The 17,937-nt window shown below is 44.8% G+C and carries 10 protein-coding genes; 3 read left to right on the forward strand and 7 right to left on the reverse strand.

The features are described 5' to 3' along the window. Positions 1 to 51: 51 nt before the first annotated feature. The gene (locus CXK86_RS16650) at positions 52 to 1,683 is read left to right on the forward strand and encodes a helix-turn-helix domain-containing protein (protein ID WP_180361780.1); all 1,632 of its coding nucleotides are present in this window, start codon (positions 52 to 54) and stop codon (positions 1,681 to 1,683) included. A gap of 128 nt (positions 1,684 to 1,811) precedes the next feature. Here CXK86_RS16650 and CXK86_RS16655 read toward each other — a convergent pair whose 3' ends face one another. Next, positions 1,812 to 2,387 (reverse strand): GbsR/MarR family transcriptional regulator, encoded by a 576-nt coding sequence (locus CXK86_RS16655; RefSeq protein WP_036611216.1) that lies wholly within the window; start codon positions 2,385 to 2,387, stop codon positions 1,812 to 1,814. A 501-nt stretch (positions 2,388 to 2,888) separates the two neighbouring features. On the opposite strand from CXK86_RS16655, the gene CXK86_RS16660 reads away from it, so the two are divergent. Beyond that, positions 2,889 to 4,118, forward strand: a complete 1,230-nt coding sequence (locus tag CXK86_RS16660) for a quaternary amine ABC transporter ATP-binding protein (RefSeq protein WP_036611218.1) — start codon at positions 2,889 to 2,891, stop codon at positions 4,116 to 4,118. Beyond that, entirely contained in the window at positions 4,084 to 6,672 is a 2,589-nt protein-coding gene (locus CXK86_RS16665) for a glycine betaine ABC transporter substrate-binding protein (protein WP_101314114.1), read from the forward strand. Before CXK86_RS16660 ends, CXK86_RS16665 begins: the two co-directional genes overlap by 35 nt. Before the next feature lie 252 nt (positions 6,673 to 6,924). On the opposite strand, the gene CXK86_RS16670 is transcribed toward CXK86_RS16665, so the two are convergent. From CXK86_RS16670 to CXK86_RS16695, 6 genes are all read right to left on the reverse strand, one after another. After that, a complete protein-coding gene (locus CXK86_RS16670; protein WP_047842001.1) occupies positions 6,925 to 7,137 on the reverse strand; it encodes an immunity 17 family protein in 213 nt (70 codons plus the stop codon). A 135-nt stretch (positions 7,138 to 7,272) separates the two neighbouring features. Further along, a complete protein-coding gene (locus tag CXK86_RS16675) occupies positions 7,273 to 12,399 on the reverse strand; it encodes an S-layer homology domain-containing protein (protein WP_180361781.1) in 5,127 nt (1,708 codons plus the stop codon). A 572-nt stretch (positions 12,400 to 12,971) separates the two neighbouring features. Next, positions 12,972 to 14,126, reverse strand: a complete 1,155-nt coding sequence (locus CXK86_RS16680; protein ID WP_053061476.1) for a copper amine oxidase N-terminal domain-containing protein — start codon at positions 14,124 to 14,126, stop codon at positions 12,972 to 12,974. 187 nt (positions 14,127 to 14,313) lie between these two features. Continuing rightward, positions 14,314 to 15,672 carry an ABC transporter substrate-binding protein gene (locus CXK86_RS16685; RefSeq protein WP_101314116.1) on the reverse strand — a complete coding sequence of 453 codons (1,359 nt, stop codon included), beginning with the start codon at positions 15,670 to 15,672 and terminating at the stop codon, positions 14,314 to 14,316. 376 nt (positions 15,673 to 16,048) lie between these two features. Beyond that, positions 16,049 to 16,870 carry a carbohydrate ABC transporter permease gene (locus tag CXK86_RS16690; protein WP_101314117.1) on the reverse strand — a complete coding sequence of 274 codons (822 nt, stop codon included), beginning with the start codon at positions 16,868 to 16,870 and terminating at the stop codon, positions 16,049 to 16,051. Next, entirely contained in the window at positions 16,867 to 17,829 is a 963-nt protein-coding gene (locus CXK86_RS16695; protein WP_101314118.1) for a carbohydrate ABC transporter permease, read from the reverse strand. Before CXK86_RS16695 ends, CXK86_RS16690 begins: the two co-directional genes overlap by 4 nt. Positions 17,830 to 17,937: the final 108 nt, after the last annotated feature.

The following is a 17,937-nucleotide window of genomic DNA, read 5'->3' on the forward strand; positions in this document are numbered from 1 at the left end:
GAGAATGATAATTGTTATCATTAAGAAAAATAAGACAAAAGGATGGTCCGTATGACTGAACAGTTTCCCTTCATTGCTGAAACCTCATCTCTACCGCTCCTCTCTTCCATGTGCCGCGTGCGTCGTGGGGAGAATTTCCGTGTGCAAGGCAAGATGGTGTCACGGCCCATGCTCTGTCTTATTTTGCAAGGAGACGGTGTTCTGGTCCTGAATGATACAGTCTATACGGCGCAAGCGGGCAGCTTGTTTGTACTGAAGCCAGGAACAACCATTGAGGCCGCTGCACGCTCGAATGTGACCGAATGTATATTACTAAGCATGGATACGGTTTGTTTGCAGCAAGTGCGCGGTGAATGGAAAATGACCTCATCACCCGCCTTCCCGCTGGATTGGGAGACAGGCAGGTTGCTGGTTCGTCATGAGCAGCAGGCTGTATTACGTTTGGAACAACTGTATGAAACCTATCGCGGCCTTCAACCCGATCACTTTATCAGCATACATAGCCAGCTGCATGAGCTGTTGCAATTTCTCTCAGAGAACAGGCTGGAAGCCAATCATGAGAAAGTGGACCCTGCCTTGGAACGCAGTATTATGTATATGCGACGTTACATGAGTGAAGGAATCAGCATGGATCAGCTTGCCAAGATTGCTGGACTCACCCCCAGCTCTTATTCACGCAGTTTCAAGAAGGCCAAAGGCATGTCACCGACCGATTACCTGAATCGTTTACGTATAAACGAAGCCAAAAAACAGCTGACAGAGGAATCCTGTGTCCTCAAAGACGTCGCGGTATCTGTCGGGTATGGCAATGAGTATTATTTTAGCCGCAAATTCAAACAAACCTTGGGGATTGCTCCCAGCGTATATATGAAAAGAGATCAACTTCGCGTAGCTACGGCATCCATTATGGGATTCCATGAGAACTTGGCCTCGCTTGGACTGCGCCCGGTAGCTGTGCTGGAAGATCAAAGTGTGTTTGACCGAGAATCGGATGAATATGAACAAGAACGCCGATTAACCAGACAATTCGATCAACTTCGGCAGGCGAAGCCAGACTTGATCATCGGTGATTTTTACCACAAGCCCTATTACGATCGCCTGAAAAGTATTGCACCCACCATCATCTTGGAGTCTACTGAGGACTGGAAAGAGAACCATATTCGCATAGCCGAACTGGTCGGACGTGAGAAACAAGCGTTGCTGAATTTCAAAGAACTTGAGTTTCGCAAGCTTGAAGCAAGCCTGAACCTGCAACCCTATTTCGGACAAAAACGGTTGGCTCTGATGGAGGTTACGAATCAGTTCATTCGCTTACAAGGGACTGGCGAGCATCCATTAAATCACTTGTTGTATGCTGAATTGGGACTCCAGCCTGCTCAGCTTGTATCTCCCGAAAGTTCCAGAAATGAGTATGCAGCGGATAGTATCCCTGTGCTGGACACGGATTACCTGTTGATCCATCGTGCTTCGCTTCAGCCTGTCAGTGAAAAGGTGTTCCGACGCATGAAACAAACGGCATCATGGAATCGATCTCCTGCTGTATTGTATGGTAACGTTCACGATATTTCGAACTGGCAACGGTTATGCTGGACCCCGGGTGGCCGGTTGCAGATTCTGAACGAACTGGAACAGATTACTCAGCAGTCTGTAGTCTTTCCTCAGGCAGGTCTGATCGGACATTAGATGTGAACATAGGTCGATACAATGGTCAAGATTATCTTTTACATCATGTTCCTTCATTAATAATTCAGTAAGATATTGCACAGGCCAAAGGGCCCTCTCCAATAACGGAAAGGGCCCTTTGCATGTAATTATGAATGTTCCTTGATCTCTTCCTTCGGAACCAGCTTGTATATCTCTTCATTTTCCATGGTATCAATCAACCGATCCAACCATTTGTAATATGCTTCCGCTTGCAAAACTTTGTGTTTGTCTTCCATCAGAATGTGGATAAGTTCAGCGTCTGCCTGCTCATCCAGACCTTCGACTAACCGATTCAGTTCTTCAATTGATTTGCGTAGAATCTGAAGGTTACTCTCCACGGCTTTTCTCCATTTAATCGCAAAATAATCCGTAAACGTCTGATGCCAGTCGTATTCCACTTCATATAGGTCTTTTCTGGAGCCCTTGCTCCACACTTTATTTACCATTTTCAAATCCAGCAGTGTTCGTACACCTGTACTCATACTCGTTTTGCTCATTTCCATTTCCCGTCCCATATCGTCAAGGGTCATTGGTTTGTCTGCAAAAAATAGCAATCCATATAAGTGTCCCGTCGACAGCGTAACGCCGTAAAGATCCATATTACGTCCAATGGCTTCAATGACGCGCTTACGAATCTTCAGCACGGTTGCCTGCTGTTCCTCTTGTAAATGGTCCAAGCCCATGCTTGCAACCTCCATTCTGAACATTCCACAGTCTTTGGCGAAATAATTGCAACACTTTAAAAGTCCTGCTTACATGGGAAAGCACTCGGCCGGACATCATATATGCCAGAGGGCTTTCATTCACCCAATGTATGAAAATGGGAACTTTACCAGGCTACAATTGCCTATGACTATCTTTTAACCAAAAAATTCAGCTTCAATTCAGCTCATTTTCTATTGTAGGAAAAGCAATGTCAAATGTAAAGCTGCCTTATTAGCCAGAATAAGGAGAATGACGGAGTATTTGGACGAAAAACTTTGTACAGTTTTTACTGTACAAACATTATGTACTGTTTATTCGGTTGATATACTGGTTAAGTATTGTTAGACTTAAAAACGTTACCCAGAAAGACGGGAAGCGAAGCAACAATTACCGGATTTCGTGGCTGGGCGCATAAGTGTATGGGCTTATGGATGCTGAAAGCCGTTCGAAGTGCACAACACATCAGAAGGGGTGAAAACATGACCATACTTGAAGTGAAAAACGTAAGTAAATTGTTTGGACCCCAAACCGAGCAAGGTCTGCAATTACTGGAGCAAGGTTGGGGTAAAGAAAAGTTGGCCAAAGAAAAACAGATAACGGTTGGTGTCAACCGGGTCAACATGGACATTAAGGAAGGCGAGATTTTCGTTATTATGGGACTGTCCGGGAGTGGTAAATCCACACTGGTTCGGATGTTCAATCGTCTGATTGAACCAACATCCGGAGAAATTCTGGTCCATGGTAAGGATCTACGCAAGATGAACAAAGAACAATTGCGCGAAGTGCGCCGGAAAACAATTAGCATGGTCTTCCAAAAGTTTGCGTTGTTCCCGCACCGTACCGTTCTTGATAATGTGGAGTATGGATTGGAAATACAAAAAGTAGATAAGGAAGTACGCCGGGAGAAGGCAAAAACCTCACTTGAGCTGGTTGGCCTTAAAGGCTGGGAAGACAAAATGCCAGATGAACTTAGTGGCGGGATGCAGCAACGTGTCGGCTTGGCGCGTGCACTTGCCAATGACCCGGAAGTACTACTGATGGATGAAGCCTTCAGTGCACTTGATCCATTGATTCGCCGTGATATGCAAGATGAGTTGATCGAGCTTCAGGATAAAATGAAAAAGACCATTATTTTCATTACCCATGACTTGGACGAAGCGCTGCGCATCGGCGATCGTATTGCCCTCATGAAAGACGGCGCAGTTGTGCAGATCGGTACACCGGAAGAAATCATGATTCAACCGGCCAACTCATATGTGGCCCGCTTCGTCGAAGACGTGGATCTGTCCAAGGTCCTCACTGCCGCTCACGTCATGCGTCGCCCTGAGACAATCACACTTGACCGAGGTCCTCGGGTAGCCCTCGAACTCATGCGCGAAAATGGTGTCTCTAATCTGTTTGTCATTGACCGTTCGAAGAAGCTACTTGGTGTCATTACTGCAGAAGATGCAACCCGTGCAATGCGCGAAAATAAAGTATTAAATGACATTCTGATCACGGACGGGCCGACAGTGTCGCCTGAGACCCTGATTCATGAATTGTTTGAGATTGTAAGTTCTGCCCATGTGCCGCTCGCTGTTGTTGGTGAGAATGGCCGTCTGCAAGGTGTTATCGTCCGCGGTGCCCTGCTGGGTGCACTTAGCGGTGAAGTTGCAGTAAAGGAGGAACTTGAGAATGATTCCCAAAATACCACTAGCATCGTGGATTGAATCCATCGTTGACTGGATGAGCTCCTCGCTCTCCGGATTGTTTAATGTAATCTCTATTGTTATTCAGGCAGTAGTTGGATTCTTCTCCGGGCTGTTCATGCTGCCCCATCCACTCCTGTTCATTGCCATATTGGGTGTTCTTGCGTTCCTCGTAGGACGACTCCCACTGACACTATTTACGGTTATCGGGTTCTTGCTCGTAGATAACTTGGGATACTGGTCCCAATCGATGGATACACTCGGCCTGGTTATCACTTCAGGATTGGTTTCGATCCTGCTTGGTGTACCTGTCGGAATCTGGCTCGCATACAGTAAAACTGCGGCGCGTATCATTACACCGCTGCTTGACTTCATGCAGACGATGCCTGCATTTGTCTACTTGCTGCCTGCAGTTACATTCTTTAGTCTAGGTGTCGTTCCAGGTGTTATCGCGTCCGTTATATTTGCGATCCCGCCAACGATTCGTCTGACTCACCTGGGAATCAGACAGGTATCTAGTGAATTGGTTGAAGCAGCTGATGCATTCGGCTCAACTTCCATGCAAAAGTTGTTCAAAGTACAGCTTCCACTCGCTTTGCCTACCGTGATGTCCGGTATTAACCAGACCATCATGCTATCACTGTCCATGGTTGTTATTGCATCCATGATTGGTGCACAAGGTATTGGTGCGGAAGTCTATCGTGCTGTAACACAGCTTCAAATCGGTAAAGGTTTCGAAGCCGGTCTGGCCGTTGTTGTACTCGCGATTGTACTGGACCGTTTTACACAAAATGTATTTATGCCAGGTCGCAAAAAGACCTCACGCATTACAGCCAAGCAAAAAGCATGGATCACTGCTGCGGCAACATTCCTTGTGCTTGTAGCTGGTTTCTCACAATACTTCGTTGGTGGCACAACTTCGGCTGGTGGCAACAATTCAGCAGCCAATGCTGTAGGTCAAGAAGTGAACTATCAGATTATTGGTATCGATCCAGGGGCTGGTATCATGAAGTCTGCTGCAAAAGCGATCGAAGACTATAAATTAACTGACTGGACTCTGATTGAAGGCTCTGGTGCAGCCATGACGGCCACGCTGGACAAAGCGATCAAAAATGAAGATCCAATCATTATTACAGGTTGGACTCCGCACTGGATGTTCAACAAATATGATCTGAAATATCTGGAAGATCCAGAAAAATCTTTCGGTGATGCTGAAGAAATTCATACCATCGCCCGTAAAGGTCTGAAAAAAGATCACCCTGTTGCGTTTGAATTCCTGTCCCGTTTCCAATGGACATCGGATGATATGGGTGAAATGATGACTGCTATCCAGGATGGCACATCCGCAGAAGAAGCAGCTAAAGCTTATGCTGAGAAACATGCCGATCAGATTGCTGAGTGGACCAAAGGTCTGACTCCAGTGAACGGTGATGCATTCAAACTCAGCTATGTGGCTTGGGATTCCGAAATCGCAAGTACAAACTTGCTGAAATATGTGATGGAAAACGAATTGGGTTATAAAGTTAACGCTCTGCAAGTCGAAGCCGGACCAATGTGGACGGGTGTTGCCTCAGGCGACGTAGATGCCTCTCCAGCAGCTTGGCTGCCATTGACACACGCAGACTACTGGGAACGTTACAAAGACCAGGTGGACGATCTGGGGGCTAATATGACAGGTGTACGTACAGGCCTCGTGGTTCCTAAGTACATGACTGAAGTAAACTCGATTGCAGATCTGGAGACCGGTGCCGCTTCTTCCACTCCATCGGCAAGTGCTAATGTGGGCGAAGAGGTTAATCACCAGATTGTTGGTATTGACCCGGGTGCAGGTCTGATGAAGGCCACAGCAAACGCCATTAAACATTATGAATTGTCTAACTGGAATCTGATTGAAGGCTCCGGAGCAGCAATGACTGCATCGTTGGACAAAGCTTATAAAAATGAAGAACCCATCATCGTTACGGGTTGGACTCCACACTGGATGTTCAATCAGTATGATCTGAAGTATTTGGATGATCCCGACTTAATTTTCGGCGATGCAGAGGAAGTTCACACGGTTGGACGTAAGGGAATCAAGGAAGATCATCCCGTTGCCTATGAGTTCTTCTCTCGTTTTAATTGGACTGCAGATCAAATGAGTGAAATCATGGTAGACATTCAAAAGGGCGTTTCGCCTGAAGAAGCTGCCAAGACTTATGCGGAAAAACATCCGGACCAAATTGAAGAATGGACCAAGGGGTTAACCCCGGTTAAAGGTGACAATTTACGTCTCGGTTATGTTGCATGGGACTCTGAAATTGCGAGTACCAACCTGATGAAGTATGTGCTTGAGAAGGATCTGGGTTACACAGTCAAAGCACTGCAAGTCGAAGCTGGTCCCATGTGGGCAGGCTTGGCAGCAGGTGATATCGATGCTTCTCCAGCCGTTTGGCTCCCGCTTACACATGGGGACTACTGGAAGACATATGGAGACAAGATTGAAGATATCGCTGTCAGCATGACAGGAGTTAAACAAGGTCTGGTTGTTCCGACTTACATGGATATCAACTCTGTTGAAGACTTAAAAGATAATTAAACCAGATTGAGATGGATAAACCTGAATTTGGTAAAAGACCACCGAAATTTTTCGGTGGTCTTTTTGTTATGGCTATGTTTTTTTCAGGCATGCTATTTGATTTGATATTGTATCCTGGTGTTACTGCATACTGCTACTTTAAGCATTCAAACGCTTTTTCCATTTGACTTTTCTCACATATCCTCTTTCTTTGCCTTCGCTCATGAACATCGTATGTAGATGATACTTGGTGAGTTCGCTTATTCCCGATATCTATCCGATCAGCAACAATAGTACACCAATGACAATCATGACAACACCGAGAATACCATATACCACTCTTGCACCCTGACGTCCAATGGTCTTCACAAAAATCCCTGCTCTAAAACTCTTCATAAACCAATCCCAATTATTGATACCACCGAGCAAACTAAAAATTCCTGCCGCTATGGCAAATAGTGCGATTAAAACGGGTTGATCTTGCATTTCGTCAACACTCCTTCAATATAATCCTGTCTACTATACCTTCACTTGGTGAAAATTAACAGGCATTAATTAGAAAAAACAGCTTGCAGATGGGAGTCTGCAAGCTGTTCTAAACCGTCTATATCATGCGTTTTATTACTTTTTCAACTCGTTTGCCGCCAATAACAAGGTTACCACTTCAGCACGTGTTGCTTCAGCGAGGGGGTTAAACATATTTTTGCCTGTTCCCTTCACCAGTCCTGCCTCATGTGCAGCAGCGATATATGGAACAGCCCACGCCGGTACTTTATCTGCATCCGCGAAACTCAATGCCGGATTGGATTGTACCGGAAGACCGAGTGCTCTGACGAGCATAACCGTCATCTCTACCCGTGATACTTTACCCGATGAACGGAACGTATCATCCGTATACCCACTAATGATGCCTTGATCCACTGCCTGAGCAATAAAGGATTGTGCCCATGCAGGTATCCCGGCAGCATCCTTAAACGTCAATGCCTTGTTGCTGGCTGGAAGTTCAAATGCTCTTCCAAACATCACAATGAATTCGGCGCGTGTCGCTGGTGCATTCGGACGGAAATTACCATCCTGATATCCGTTCACAATTCCCCGGGAAATGGCCTGCTCAATGGCAGCAGCTGCCCAGTGATTTCCGATGTCCTTCAGGTCTACAACCGGTGTGGTTGGATTAGTACCTCCATTACCAGGAACGGTTGGCGTAATTGGTTTTGTGGGATTGGTTGGTGTAGTCGGTGTGGTTGGAGTTACAGGTGTAGTATGTGTTGTAGAACCTCCACCACTGTTACCACTGCCCGGATTACTTCCATTATTGCCGCCACCATTACCAGGGTTACTTCCATTTCCGTCCCCAGGAAGTGGTGCTCCCTTCAGATTCGTACTACGTCCTTCCGTCTTTTGATCGACTGCGCCTACACGGTCCAAATGTTCATGGAAGATTTCATAATCGACCAGATTCAATTCGTAGAATCGATTATCATCTTTCGCCGATCTCATAGCACGATAGAAGTCTCCACCGTTAGCCATGAATGAATTGGTAGCAACGATATAATACCCGTTCGGATCAATATCCGAGTACGCACCATCTGCATTCTTAATCTGAACTTTGACCACACGTTGACCAACTTGGGTTACGGTGTTGGTTGTTGCATCAATTTTCTCGCCTGGTTTCGTGGAATCGTAGTAGAACCGCATGCCTGCCACTTGCGGGAAGCGCCCTTCTCCCGTTTCCACACCACTAACGCCATTTTCCAGCGCGGCTGTGATTTCTTTACCTGTCATTTTCAAAGCAGACAGATTATTACCGAATGGCATCACAGTCAGGAGATTACCCAGCGTAATATCACCTGTCTGGAATGAAGCTCGAATGCCACCACCGTTCTGGATCGCGACGTATCCTTTGACATCATTCTCCTGCACAATGGATTTCACTTTCTCCAGCATGCCATCTGTCATCAGATTTCCTAGATTGGTTTCCTGTTTCCGCACAGTGCCCCGTTCTCCATCCAGAAAGACATTTGTTTTACCGATAACCGTTTTCTTGAATTGTTCCAGCTGAGGCGCATATTCTTTCAGCTTGTTTGCGGCTTCCACATCATCAGCATAGACGAATTGGCCGTTAGCATCTTTGGCATCCAGACTCAATAATTTGCCGTTCCACTTCTTCAATACGCCTGCTTCATCAAACGTAACATCCAATTGACCAAGAGAAACGTCATATTCCCCAGTCTGCACAACCAAAGTTGGGTCCGCATGGGTATCCACCAAAACTGGTGCGTTCAGAATGGTGTGTGAATGACCACCTACCACAATATCGATCCCATCTACGGCTTCAGCCAATTTGAGATCCTCTGAGTAGCCAAGGTGAGTCAAAGCAATGATTTTATTAATACCTTCATTTTGCAGCATTCGTACAGTTGCTTGTGCACTTGCCTTGTAATCCGCAAACTTCAAGTCATCTCCTGGTGAAGAAAGAGATACCGTGTCCGGTGTCGTTAATCCGAAAATACCGACTCGCTCACCATTCACTTCCGTAATAATCGCCGGATAGATTTCAGCTTTCTCACCCGGATCACCGATGCTATTGTTGTACAAACCGCTCAAACTCGCATCCTTTGAATAATCAATATTAGCACTCACAAACGGGAACTCTGCTTTTTCAATAAATGCTTTCAGTACGCTTGGACCTTTATCAAACTCATGATTACCAAAGGTCATCGCATCATATCCGATCATGTTCATGAACTCCAGATCAGCCAGACCATTAAACAGATTGAAGTACAATGTACCAGAGAATACATCCCCTGCATCCAGCACCAGGGTACTATCATTACGTGATTCCTTAATTGCCGTTACTCGGCGCGGGATGTTATCCAGATGCGCATGCGTATCATTCGTGTGCAGTACGCGCAGGTTGAAGTCCCCTTCTTCCACTGGATCTCCAATACTCAATTGTGCAAGCAGTGGATCATGGTCACTCACTCGTCCATCTGCTGTCTCAAAATCGGCATTCACATGTACCACTTCGATGGCTGCTGTCTCAGTCAGGTTTTTACTCACCAGAATGTGATCCAGTGTCTGAGAGTTTCCGTCATAGATGTAGGAGTAACGCTGATTCTCTGGTAGTTCGTTTACCAGATTGTCCAGTTCATTACCTTCAACAATGTTCAAGGTATTCGAGAATTGGAAGTCATTAAAATCACCGAGAACGGCGACATTCACCTCAGGGTCTTTGTTCAGTAACTCTTTCACAAACCCATTCACCAACGCAGCTTGCTTCGCACGTTGAACTTCACTGCTTCGAGTTGCAGGCTGTATGCTTCCAAAAGGCTTAAGGTCTCCACCTTTCGAATTGAAGTGATTGGCAATCACCACTACACGTTCACCATTGAATTCGAATTCAGCAGCGAGCGGTTTGCGAGAGCTGGCGAACGCATCGTCCCCTGGTGCAATACGACCTGGATTATTGGAGAGACTGCCGTCAGCTTTGACTGTGATCGCTGTCGTAGCATTTCCTTTTCCGATACCATTAGCCAACGATACACGGTTCGGCTGATAAAGAAACCCTACACGAATATTGGCACCAGGTGCCCCGCCATCCTTGTTATTTTCCGGAGAAATCTCACTATATCGATATGTTGGTCCGTTGTTCGTTTTGATTGCATCAATTAGCGTCTGAAAACTCTCATTGGACGCTGTTGTGCCCGTGTCGGCATCGCCATCGTTATCCTGAACTTCCATGATGCCAATGATATCTGGCGTGTTCAGATTATCCACGATGATTTTACCGATTTTATTGGCTCGTGTTGAATCTTTTTTGCTGAAGTTCTCCACATTAAACGTAGCAATGGTCAGTTTATCTGCCGCTTGTTCAATGGAAGTAGTCGCTTGTTTCGTTTCTCCCGGGATAACTGCTGGTAAATTCCCTTCAGGACTCACCTTGAAATTGCCGCTAGAGTATGTCATTACTCCGATTACATTCCCATCCAACTTATCGCCTGTTTTTACTGCTTTGGAAGGTTTCTTGCCGATAAATAGACGCTGCGGATTGAGATCACTCTCATTCATATCTTTCTTGTTATCGGTCAGAATGACACCACCGTTTGGTGTGCGAAGTGGATTATTCTCACCATTATCCACAACAACGGCCAGACCCGGTTGACTGGAATAAGGACCTATAATTTCAGGCTTTTCCAGTTCAACACGCATGCCTTCCAAACTTTCAAAAAAGTCTATAGCATCCGTCTCGGGATTAAATTCTGCAAAAGAGTCTGAGTCAATGACAGTTGGAATGACACGTCCATTGACACCCAACTTCACAGGTACCGGTAGATCAACTTTTTCTAACACTTTGACAATGGTATTCGCCGTAATTTGCGTGGTGGTTAATTCGTTAACCGCCCCATATTCCGTAACTTTGCCGGATACCTTCACCTGGTTGCCAACGATAACTCCATGACTCGGTTTATAAACCTGAATGGCTTCGGATGTCCGGTTATCATCGTCCATCTCATCCCGAAGCTCTTGCATGTAAAAACTGCTTGTACTGACAGAGGTAACAACACCTTCGATATCCTTAACATCGTATCCGTTAAAAACAGAGGTATGTCCTGCGCCCTGAATATCATGGATACGTACGTTTTCTTTATCAGGAAGTACTTGATACGTAAAGGTGTACACTGCACTGGATTGTCCATTAAGAATGGCAACAGCCTTAATTACAGTGTCTTGATCAATCACTATTGGACTACTATACACGGTGGAAGAAGAAGTAGGCTCTCTATTATCCGTTGTGTAATGTACAATTGCATCCTTGGTTGGAGAGGTTAATGTGACTTCATTGTTTCGGGGAATCCCTCCAGATGGAACACTTGTCATCACAGACAGGCTGTTTTCTACAACATCTGCGGCTGTTCTAGGCAAAAGCTCTAATCCGTAATTACTGTTGAAGGTCAGAACACCCTGCACATATTCGTAGGTTTTGCCAACAGTTAGCGCGGTAGGAGAGTTTTTGGCATAAATCGTCATCTCAGCACCATGACTATCCGTAGCGTAAAACGTCGAACTACTGCCCCTTGTTACCTGAATATCTCTTACTTCGACAAACATTCCCTCATACTTTTCTCCCGGACCTTTATTACTTTGGTCTGCTGGTCTGACAAAGTCTGTAGACACCATATTTTTGGGTTCGGGGAGTGTTATATTTTGCTCAGTGACCTTCATGTATCCTTCGGAAAAACCTGACTTATCCTTCTCGATCTGGACGAGTCCGCTGTAGTGGGTAATTGGACCATACACTTCAATGCGATCCCCCACGTCAACTTGATTTTTCGCTCGGACTACAATGCCAGCTTCTTCGTCTTGAATATAATAATTCGTGAATTCTCCGGAGAGTTCACTGTACGTTACGACACCTGAAACGGCTACATTTGTATTTGGTGCAAGGACTCTCGCATCAGCAATGGATATGATTCCAGTCCCGTCTGGTTCTTCACTTTCAGTTCCATCAAAATCACCATCTTCGTTAGTTGGTGACTCTGTCCCCTCCAGGTCTGACGATTCTTCAGTTGGGACAGTATTCGGTATGGAAGTCTCCTGATCACTTGTGTGCGGCTCTTCCGTTACTACACTTTCCTCATCAGCATATGCGGTGCTACTTAATCCACCTATTGGTGCCGCACCTGTAACGACAAGAACGAAAACCAGAAACCCTTGTGCCCAACGTTTCAGTTGCTTGTTGTTCATTCGTCCTACCCCCATGTTTTCAACTTGGCAATCATTTGTTCAGCCAGCTTGTACATTAGTTCAAATATAAGATAACTGAATAACAGACTTGTGTAAACAATATTTCTTCGTTATGAAAGAAAATAGAACACTTATATCACATTTTCTAAACTAATCTCTATAATAATGAATAAATAGTACTAAATTTTAACTAAAAACACGTTATTAAGCCTATTAAAGTTATATAAATGTTAGATATACGGTTACTTAACGTCAATTAAATTGACATTTATACTGAATATATATACGAATTCGACATTTAGTGACAGTACTCATTTCTTTAAACCCACTAAAACCTGAGTCTTGAGACATGCATTTTCACATGATAAAACGATATGTACGGATCACTTTAGATCACCACATTAACTGAGTATAAAAGAGAACTATTAAGCGCAAAATCAGTATGAGTTAATAGAATGTTAAAAAAAAACCACAAGAACATCTCCAATTACTCTCAGAGACTTTCTTGTGGGATAATATAAAATATGAAAAATGATACTAATTTCACTTTTTCGAAATGTTACAGACGGTTTTCAATACACTTCTGTGTCTGGTGTCAAAGTAATATTACTTCCATAGGGTTCAATTAATCCTTGTTGCTCCAAGTATTGGTCAACGTATCGATCTGCATTCAGTGAAGTTGACCCGATCCAGTCTGAATATGTTTTTCCAAACATTTTATATAGTATGTCACTAGTATATTCATTACTTAATTCCCCAAAAACAGTATATAACTGTTTTACCGTATTTGTGTGTTTTTTCCCCTCTAAATCGGTCCATGTTACTTTTTTATTCAGATCTACCTTCCTTATATCCTTAGTATATATTTGTACATTTGACCCATTGATTTTGAAGTACACACGGATGCTTTTTTCGTAAGGATGACCCTTGAGAATGCTCCACCCTTTCATATCTCCAGTAGCTGGCACAGCATAAAGTTTCCCTTTTGTTGGAGTTGTTCCTGTTACACTGTTTTGTTTTTGAGGTTGTTCAATATTAATAGTCATTTTACCTTTACCAATGGATACTTGCATCTGCTTAGCTTTAGAGTTATAAGTCACAGTTCCATCCAGAGCATCTGAGAGAACAGAAGCAGGAAACAAAGTTACGCCATTTTGAACAAGCAACGGGGACTTGAGAGTTAATGGCTCTCCATTTAACGTTGCTTTTGTTCCCGTTTTCGGGAGAGTTAGTTTGGTAGAACCAACTTTAATCTCGAAGGCGTCCTGTTGAGCAATGTAACTAACACTCCCTCCCAGTGCCTTAAATACCTCTTTCATCGGAACAAGAGTCACACCATTTTTTATGTATCCTCCATCAATTGCTTCATCCAAACTACCTGAAATAGTAACTGATCTTTCAACATTTTCGACTTTAACAGTAATTGTTGAAGAACCTACACCTATTACCTTTACCATCCCAGTGCTCAGCACTTGAAGTATATGAGGTTCACTTATCGTATAATCTGTTTTTGTAAGACCTGTATTTCTTCTGTAGTATGGATCGTTATCGCTATGTATTGAATTTTCGTCATCATACACAACAACTATATTAAGATTAATCTTACCACCGACCGAAACTGAAGTATTAGGGATGAGTTCAATATCTTTAACTTTAAGTTCCTCCGCATAAACACTTGAAACAAACAACAACATAAATGCCATCATTAGAACCGTTACTCTTTTCATTCACTTGTACTCCTTCTTATTTTTAATATTGTCCATTACTTTTCATGAATCCATGTATTGGGATACCCCTTTCAGCTTCCTATTCTATTTTCGGAATCATTAACAAAAAATGTTAGTCTTTCTTTTTAGTAAAACAAAAAAATTGAATGCAGCTTAATCACTGCATTCAACACTGATATGAATTTAATTATTTCTTCACCGTGCTGTTATATTGCGCAATCTTGTCTGTAATTTGTTTAGCTGCTGCATCCAGTGCTTCCTGTGGTGTACCTTGTCCATTCAGGACCGTTTCAATCGCTCCTTCGACAAGTTGTCTGGCTTCCGGGAATACACCCATTAATGCCCCTAATGTTGCTGTCGAATCGGCGGAAGCGTGCAATTGATCGACTGCTGTCTGGAATTGCGGGTACTTCGCCATATTATCCTTTAATACTTGCTCATTGTAGGCTGCTGTCGTAATAGGGAAGTATCCTGTCGCAACACTCCAGTTCGCTTGTACCTCTGGTGTAGCCAAGTACTTGATGAATTCCCACGCCGCTTGCTGTTGCGCTTCCGATTTGTTATTCATGATGTACAAGCTCGCTCCACCCACTACAACGCCGCCTTCTTTGGCATCCGCTGGACGAGGCAGGAAGCCTGTTCCCAGTTCAAACTTGCCACCTGAACCTTCTACGATTTTACGCAGGCCAGCTGTGGAATCAAGAGTCATACCGATTTGCTGAGCGGTAAATGCTGCTGTTGTATCGTCTGTGCTACGTCCCAGATTGGAGAGGGTCTTCTCATCAATCATCTTTTTCCACCACGTTAAAGTCTTCACTCCAGCTTCGGAGTTCAGCAGAGACTCTGTAGCTGCTTCATTTCTTCCGTTTCCATTGTTTACATAATCTGCATTCTGGTTTGCAAAGAACTGTTCCATGAACCAGCCGTAGATCGCCATGGATGCACCTGGCTTACCGTCTTTCGCCAGTGCTTTTGCTGCTTGCTCAAACTCTTCATACGTCTTCGGCGGGTTCTCCGGGTCCAGACCTGCTGCTTTGAACATATCCTTGTTGTAATACAGGATCGGGTTGGATGTGTTAAACGGCATGGCGTTCAATTTGCCATCGATGGTGTAGTATCGGATGATGTTTGGCTCCAGTTGGGACAGGTCGAACTGATCCTTGTCGATGAACTGTTGTACTGGCGTAATCATGCCCGAATCGATCATGAACTTGCTACCAATCTCATAGACTTGGATAATGTCTGGACCGCTGTCTGAGCCCATGGATGCTTTGAGTTTGTTCAGACTTTCATCGTACTTCCCTTGATAGATGGGCTTCACCTGAATGTCGGGATGACTAGCGTTAAAATCGGAAGCGAGTTGGTTAATGGCTTTCTCCCCAGCGCCAGACATGGAATGCCACCACGTCAATTGTGTTGTTTCAGCTGCGGCCGCTTCTGCTTGTGCTCCACTTGCCGGGCTGCTTGTTTCAGCTTTTGTTCCGCAAGCGGAAATGACCAACATGAGTGCAGCCAGCATTAATGCGAATGTTCCTCTTTTTTTCAAACGAAATCGCTCTCCTTTTATATGGCTCGCGTACAATAAAATCTTGGGGATGACGCGGTGTGGCCGTTACGGTTACGAATCGTTCTTTTGATCGCTGTTATCCCCGGATTTTTCTCATTCCCCCTCTCAAAGGGGAAAATCCGGGGATAAAGGCGAACGCTTTGCTTCTTCAGAATCGATTTCGTCCCCTCCACTACTACCGTCGTTCATTTCAACATTTTATTTGAAGCACGAGCCTCATTTTATTCGCTCCTGGTATCCAAAACTTAAGACCTGATACATGGTTTAATTCAAAACCTCTAAATTAAAATCTTTAGATCAAAACCTTCAGAGTTTCCACTTCAATTCAACTAAATAGTTGTAAAACTTTCTCTCCCTACCCCTTCAGCGCGCCTGCGGCCATTCCGCGGACAAGCTGTTTCAACCCGAAAATCAATAGCAGTAAGGATGGTAGAATGACCATGGCTGTTCCGGCAAATACAAGATTCCACGCTGTGGATTCCTGGAACTCCAGCATCGAGATTCCGATCTGTGCGGTTCTCATTTCCGGTGTGTTTGTCACCAGCAGCGGCCAGAGATACGAATTGTACATGCTTAAGAATGAATAGATTGCCAGTGTTCCAAGTGCCGGACGGGACAATGGCAAGACATGCGATATGAAATAGCGAATATGACCACAACCGTCGATCCTCGCCGCCTCGAACAATTCCTTGGGTAGCTGTATGAAGAACTGTCTTAGCAGGAATGTACCAAACGCCGTTGCCAGAAACGGCACGGTAAGCCCCTGGTAACTATCTAGCCAGCCCCAACTGCGAACCGTCAGGTAGTTGGGGATCATCGTCACTTCCCATGGAATCATCATCGTTGCGACAAACATGCTGAAGATGACGTTTTTGCCTTTGAACTGCATTTTTGCAAAAGCATAGGCTGCCATACTCGCTGTAATCAATTGACCAAGCGTTGTCAGTCCTGCGACAAGAAAGGTATTGCCGATAAATCGACCGATCGGAACAATATCGAATACTTCGCTAAAGTTGGACAGATCGATTGAATTTGGAATGATATGCGGCGGATAAGCACTCGCATCTTCCGGCGTCATCACGGCCATGAAAAAGGTGTACATCACCGGATACAGCACAAGCGCTGCACAGATCGTCAGTAATACATACAACAGCGTTTTGGTCCATGTCGCACTCATTGGTAATGCACTTTCCTTTCTACCCATTTGAACTGGATCAGGGTCAGTAGCATAATCACCACGAACAGGATCAGTGCCTGTGCACTACCTGTACCAAAGCGGAAATTAACGAAAGCTTCCTGATAGATGGAATATACAAAAACATTTGTACTGTCCATCGGACCACCCCGGGTTAGAATGTTGATCTGACCGAACGATTGAAAAGCACCAATGATTGATACAACCGTGACAAAGAACAACGTTGGTGACAGTAGCGGCATCGAAATTTTGCGAAACGTCAGCAATGGTCCTGCACCGTCAATCTTGGCGCTCTCGTAGATCTCATCCGGGATGCCCGCCAAACCACTGGATAGAATAATGTAGTTGAATCCAAGGTTCATCCAGATCGTCATGATGGAGATCGAAATCAATGCCCAATCCGGGCTGGTAAGCCAGGGAATTGAATCGATACCTACTTTGCCAAGCAGATAATTCAGCATGCCCAGGGTCGGGTGGAATAGAAACTTCCAGATCACCGCTGACGAACCGACGGATAACACCACGGGCAGAGAGAATACAAATTGGAACACACGCATTCCCTTGAACCGGTTGTGGGTCAGTGCAGCCAGAATCAGAGCAGCCAGCATGCCCGTAGGCACTGTAAACAGTACAAATAGTAATGTCACTTTCATCCCTTGCATAAACAGTCCTGATTGGAACACGGCCTTGAAGTTATCCAGTCCTACATAAGCCGCAATCTGCCCCGTCGGATCTGTGGAATGCAGACTCAGGTACACGGACTTAAACATCGGGTAAAACAGAAACACTGCAAACAAAAGCAGCGATGGTGCCAGGAAACCATAGGCCAGCAGATTCTCCCGCATTCGCTGCACACGCAGCGAGGCTGTCCGGCGCTCACTCGTACCGGATACGCGCCGTTTGGCGGCGGGCAAGCTGATCCGGTTATCAAGCTCACTCATCGGATTTTCTTCCCCCTTGTTTCACGCATTCAGTGTGTGTGAAATGTTAGATCAACTTCAGCACCACGTTATCTAGTGTAAGAGTCGAATGTCACAGCAAAATTCATT

It is taken from the genome of Paenibacillus sp. BGI2013, assembly GCF_002843485.1.
In the GTDB taxonomy this organism is placed as follows: Bacteria; Bacillota; Bacilli; order Paenibacillales; family Paenibacillaceae; genus Paenibacillus; species Paenibacillus amylolyticus.

Excerpts from the sequence above, each read along its gene's own strand:
- CXK86_RS16655 (WP_036611216.1), bottom strand. The coding sequence starts at position 2,387 with ATGGGCTTGGACCATTTACAAGAGGAACAGCAGGCAACCGTGCTGAAG.
- CXK86_RS16660 (WP_036611218.1), top strand. The coding sequence starts at position 2,889 with ATGACCATACTTGAAGTGAAAAACGTAAGTAAATTGTTTGGACCCCAA.
- CXK86_RS16695 (WP_101314118.1), bottom strand. The coding sequence starts at position 17,829 with ATGAGTGAGCTTGATAACCGGATCAGCTTGCCCGCCGCCAAACGGCGC.
- CXK86_RS16675 (WP_180361781.1), bottom strand. The coding sequence starts at position 12,399 with ATGAACAACAAGCAACTGAAACGTTGGGCACAAGGGTTTCTGGTTTTC.
- CXK86_RS16680 (WP_053061476.1), bottom strand. The coding sequence starts at position 14,126 with ATGAAAAGAGTAACGGTTCTAATGATGGCATTTATGTTGTTGTTTGTT.
- CXK86_RS16650 (WP_180361780.1), top strand. The coding sequence starts at position 52 with ATGACTGAACAGTTTCCCTTCATTGCTGAAACCTCATCTCTACCGCTC.
- CXK86_RS16690 (WP_101314117.1), bottom strand. The coding sequence starts at position 16,870 with ATGAGTGCGACATGGACCAAAACGCTGTTGTATGTATTACTGACGATC.
- CXK86_RS16665 (WP_101314114.1), top strand. The coding sequence starts at position 4,084 with ATGATTCCCAAAATACCACTAGCATCGTGGATTGAATCCATCGTTGAC.
- CXK86_RS16670 (WP_047842001.1), bottom strand. The coding sequence starts at position 7,137 with ATGCAAGATCAACCCGTTTTAATCGCACTATTTGCCATAGCGGCAGGA.